Source organism: Dermacoccus sp. 147Ba, from assembly GCF_004151355.1.
Classification (GTDB): domain Bacteria; phylum Actinomycetota; class Actinomycetes; order Actinomycetales; family Dermatophilaceae; genus Dermacoccus; species Dermacoccus abyssi.
Genome location: NZ_SEHL01000024.1, coordinates 1 through 1,306 on the forward strand (window position 1 = coordinate 1; position 1,306 = coordinate 1,306).

Genomic DNA, 1,306 nt, shown 5'->3' on the forward strand with positions numbered 1-1,306 from the left:
GAATCGCCCTGGGTTTCGTTCCGTTCTTCAAGCAAGGATGGAACCGATGAATCAGAAGTACTCGCCCGAGATGCGCGAGCGCGCGCTGCGGATGCTCGACGAGGCCAAGCCCGAGCATCCGAACCTCATGTCCGCGGTGCGACATGTCGCGGGCCTGCTCGGCATGAGCCCGGAGACGCTGCGCGTGTGGCACCGCCGCCGTGAGATCGACGCCGGGCAGCGCCCCGGCGTGCCGACCGACGTCGCCGAGGAGAACAAGCGACTTCGCCGTGAGAACGCCGAGCTGAAGAAGGCGAACGAGGTCCTCAAAGCCGCGAGCGTGTTTTTCGCGAAGGAACTCGACCGTCCCTGACGAGCATGATCCGCTTCATCGACGAACACAGGGATCAGTTCGGGGTCGAGTTCCTCTGCCGCGTCCTCCGCGACGCGGTGCCGGGGTTCCTCACCTCGCGCGGGTATCGCGCGGCGAAGACGCGCGTGCCCTCCGCCAGGCAGCTGAAGGACGAACTCCTCGTCCCCGAGATCCAGCGTCTTCACGAGGAGAACTACGGCGTCTACGGCGTCCGGAAGATGCATGCTCTCCTCCGGCGGGAGGGGTGGGACATCGGGCGTGACCAGACCGCGCGGCTCATGAAGCTCGCCGGGGTGCGCGGGGTGGCGCGGTCGAAGAAGGTGTTCACCACGAAGTCCGACCCGACCATCGCGCAGCCGATGGATCTCGTCGAACGCGACTTCACCGCTCCCGCGCCGAACCGGTTGTGGGTCGCGGACATCACGTATGTCGGAACGTGGGCGGGGATGGCGTATGTCGCGTTCGTGATCGACGTGTTCTCCCGCATGATCGTCGGCTGGAACGTCGCCGGGACGCTGCGCGCGGAGGTGCTGCCGTTACAGGCGTTGAACATGGCCGCGTGGGGCGCGCGCGGGTCGCTCGATGACCTCGTCCACCACGCCGATCATGGGTCGAACTACCTCTCGGTCGTCTACACGGATCGCATCAACGAGCTCGGCGCGACCCCGTCGACAGGGAGCGTCGGTGACAGCTACGACAACGCCCTCGCCGAGGCCGTCAACGGGCTCTACAAGACCGAGCTGATCCGTCGGAAGGGCCCGTGGCGGACGGTCGAGCAGGTCGAACTCGCGACGCTCGAGTACGTGTGGTGGTGGAACAACGCTCGTCTCCACGGCGAGCTCGATTACCGCACGCCGGTCGAGGTCGAGGAGGCGTACTACGCTGGCCTCGAATCAGCCCAGCCAGCGCTCGCTGGACAGGGAAGCAGGTAGGAACGAAACCCAGGGCGATTCA

The 1,306-nt window shown here is 66.2% G+C and carries 1 protein-coding gene; it reads left to right on the top strand.

Features of this window, described 5'->3' with window-relative positions; all coding sequences use genetic code 11:
• The first annotated feature begins 46 nt into the window (after nt 1–46).
• Nucleotides 47–1,284, top strand: a protein-coding gene (locus tag EVU97_RS14865) for an IS3 family transposase (RefSeq protein WP_370448545.1) whose coding sequence is annotated in 2 segments (ribosomal slippage) — nt 47–326 and nt 326–1,284 — 1,239 coding nt in all. Because the reading frame shifts where the segments join, the coding sequence is not laid out codon by codon here.
• The last annotated feature ends 22 nt before the right edge of the window (nt 1,285–1,306 follow it).